Consider the following 3,517-nt stretch of genomic DNA (forward strand, 5'->3'; position numbering starts at 1 on the left):
TTTTAGGATTAATTATGTGTTAGTAATAATGATTATTCAATGTCAATATTTGACTAGTTATGAATAATTTACATAATATAACTGTTTCAGATTTTAGTTTTTTTTTATGAAATAATTTATTTTATCTTTGCTTTGGGAAAAGAGGATTACACATGGTGTATTAATATTTGTAGTATGAATAGAGTTCTAAGGAAACAATTGAAGCGAGATACTCCTCGTGGGATTGTTCTTTGTATCGATTTGTTAATCGTTTTGTTTACTTATTTAGTTTCTAATTTATTTTTAACAAATTTCTTTGGAAACTTTGATATGGAATTGATTATGAATAAACTACCAATGGTGTTTATTTTTTATCCAATTAGTTTTTATTTATTTAAGCCCTATAGAGGCATTATTCGACAAACGAGCTTAAAGGATGTTGAGAATGTTTTTTTAACTTGTTTGTTCGCTTCTTTTCTTTTAACGATATGTAGTTCATTGCAACGCAACGGATTTATTAATGATCGTTATTCTGATTACTTTCGATATTCGTATTCTTTTATTTTCTTACATTTATTGTTTACCACGGTAATGATGGTATTGGCTCGATTATTTTATAGTCAGTTCTATCATTCTTACATTTTAGACATTCGTAATCACAGAAGAGTATTAATATATGGTGCAGGGGATTCAGGGATTATTACTGTACGTGCATTACAATCAGATACAAAGATAAAAACTGAAATTGTAGGTTTTTTAGATGACAGTAAGAAGAAAATAGGTACTCGTATTAGTGGGTATCAAGTGTATGCACCAGAAACAATTGATGAAGCTTTTATTTTAAAAAATAAAATAGACGACATAATTATCTCTATTCAAAACGTTCCTAGGTTGCGTCTTAATGAAATATCGGAAATTTTAGAACAATTACCTGTTAGTATAAAGATTATTCCACCGGCAACTGATTGGTTAGATGGTAATTATACTAATCGTCAAATTAAAGAATTAAAGATTGAAGATTTATTAGGTCGAAAAAGCATTGAGTTGGATAATCCAATTATAGCTGAAGAGATACATAAAAAAGTTATATTTATAACTGGCGCTGCCGGATCTATTGGTAGCGAGATAGCAAGACAGATTGCTCGTTTTAATTTCAAGACATTAGTATTAGTTGATCATGCTGAATCACCACTCTATGATGTGCAGCAAACTATGAAGTCTGATAACTGTGAAAATATTCATTATGTAGTTGCAAATATTAGAGACGAACATACGATGGATTTGTTGTTTGCTCGATTTAACCCTGATATGGTTTATCACGCTGCTGCCTATAAGCATGTGCCGTTGATGGAAGCACTTCCGTATGAGGCTATACACACTAATATTAAGGGAACTAAAGTTATCGCTGACCTTTCTGTGAAGTATCATGTGAATAAATTTGTTATGGTTTCTACCGATAAAGCGGTTAACCCTACGAATGTAATGGGTGCAACAAAACGTGCTGCTGAAATTTATGTTTCTACCTTAGCTAATAATGGACATACTAACTTCATAGTTACTCGTTTTGGTAATGTATTAGGATCTAATGGATCAGTAATTCCGTTGTTTAAACGTCAAATTGATCAAGGTGGTCCTTTAACAGTTACGCATGAAGATATTACCCGTTATTTTATGACTATTCCTGAGGCCTGTCAGTTAGTACTTGAAGCATCAGTAATGGGGCACGGTGGAGAAATATTTGTCTTTGATATGGGACAATCGATGAAGATTATTGACTTAGCAAAGCGTATGATACGGTTAAGCGGACTAAGTTATCCAAATGATATAGATATTAAAATTACAGGATTAAGGCCGGGAGAGAAGATTTACGAAGAGCTTTTAGCAAATGATGAGAATACAGTGAAAACACATCATGAAAAAATAATGATTGCAAAAGTTCGCAATCAAGATCTGGCATTAGCTAAAGATGCTATTGAAAATTTATGTAAGGTAGTTGTATCTTCTTCAGAAAGTGTTGATGCTTTCACTTTAGTCGGTAAACTTAAAGCAATAGTACCAGAGTTTCAATCGCAGAATTCACGCTATGAATCATTGGATAAAAAAGCTTCAGTTAGTTAACTGAAGCTTTTTTTTGTAGTATGGGCTAGATCAGTAATTAATTTTGGAAATTTCTGTAATTCTAGTATAGTTATGGCATTCGTCGTTTTTATTTTTCCGAGTTGTAGTTTATAGTCAAAATGTAATTGGTTATTAACAATGTTTTCTTGTAAAAATTGACATTGATAGTTTTCTTTTTCTAGTAAATCAATTAATTCTAGATCATATGTAAATACAAGTACAATACTATTTGTGTCATTTAAATATTTTAATATTGCGTAGGAGGAAGCAATGCGCTCTATAGTATTTGTTCCTTTTAGTATTTCGTCTAATACTAGTATATATGGACTATTAGTTTCAGCTTGTTGTATGAACTCTTTTAGCCGTTTGACTTCTTTTAAATAATAGCTTGTATTATCTTCTAAATTATCTGTTATTCTAATTGAAGTATTAATTTTAGAAAAAGGAGCTTCATATTTTTTCGCAAATACAAAGCCTAAAGTTTGAGCTAGTATTGCATTAATAGTAAACGTTCGAATAAATGTTGTTTTTCCAGCCATGTTTGAACCAGTTAATAATAAGCTTTTGTTCGTTAGATTTAAATCATTGTGAATACAGTTAGTAATCAATGGATGAATAATTTCGGAAATGTGAATTTCCTTATTCTTTATGAATGTAGGTTTACATAAGGTGTTTTCGACTTGTAAATCTGCTATAGCAATAGTTATGTCAACTTTAGCTATAATTTCAAAGTTTTTCTTTAATATATCTTTTATACTTACACTTAGTTTTGCAAATAATTCTAAAGTAATTACCTCTATGTTGAATAATATCTTTAATAATTCTAAAGGGAAGAAGACTAAGGTTGTTATGTCATCTTTAACTATATTTTCAGCTGAAAAGAAGTGAGTAAGGAAGTATAGTTTTTTTATTTTATTTTTTTCATCGACAGTGGTTTCTTTTTCTATGAGGTTGCGTAATTCATTTAATTTTTCTATTTCACTATATGCCTTATGAACTAATTTAAAGTTATTAGTAGCATCAAGTAAATTGTATTGTGCATATTTATTTCGAAAATGTAAGTAAAGATTAATGCTAAAAATAGGAATCATTAACAATACAAATGTGTAACTAATAAAGCTTAATACAAATGTAATTAGTGTTAATAGGTTAAGTAGAAGTGCAGTTTTAAGTTTTTTGCTATTAAAATAGTTATGTTTAGTAGTAATATAATGATATGAATAAGCACTTTTGTGTGATAGGGCAAGCAATATTTTTTGGACTTGAATTCTGAGTTCTTCATTCTCGATGAAAAAATCAATACAACTATCAAGTTTTCTTACAGTATTTGGTGATGTTAAAGTATGTAATGTATGATACAAATATTGTTGTCCAATTGAAGAGTGGATATTCCACCCAATACTGCACCACTTATTCCGGC

Annotated in this window: 2 protein-coding genes; one reads left to right on the forward strand and one right to left on the reverse strand. The window is 29.8% G+C overall.

Going from position 1 to position 3,517, the window contains the following annotated elements; genetic code table 11:
• The first annotated feature begins 174 nt into the window (after window positions 1-174).
• Window positions 175-2,097 carry a polysaccharide biosynthesis protein gene (locus tag GJV77_RS14470; RefSeq protein WP_155037042.1) on the forward strand — a complete coding sequence of 641 codons (1,923 nt, stop codon included), beginning with the start codon at window positions 175-177 and terminating at the stop codon, window positions 2,095-2,097.
• On the opposite strand, the gene GJV77_RS14475 is transcribed toward GJV77_RS14470, so the two are convergent.
• The coding region (locus tag GJV77_RS14475) for a MutS-related protein (protein WP_155037043.1) at window positions 2,094-3,517 on the reverse strand (1,424 nt) is incomplete at its 5' end. The genes GJV77_RS14470 and GJV77_RS14475 overlap by 4 nt on opposite strands.

The sequence above is a fragment of the Myroides pelagicus genome (assembly GCF_009711055.1).
GTDB classification, from domain to species: domain Bacteria; phylum Bacteroidota; class Bacteroidia; order Flavobacteriales; family Flavobacteriaceae; genus Flavobacterium; species Flavobacterium pelagicum.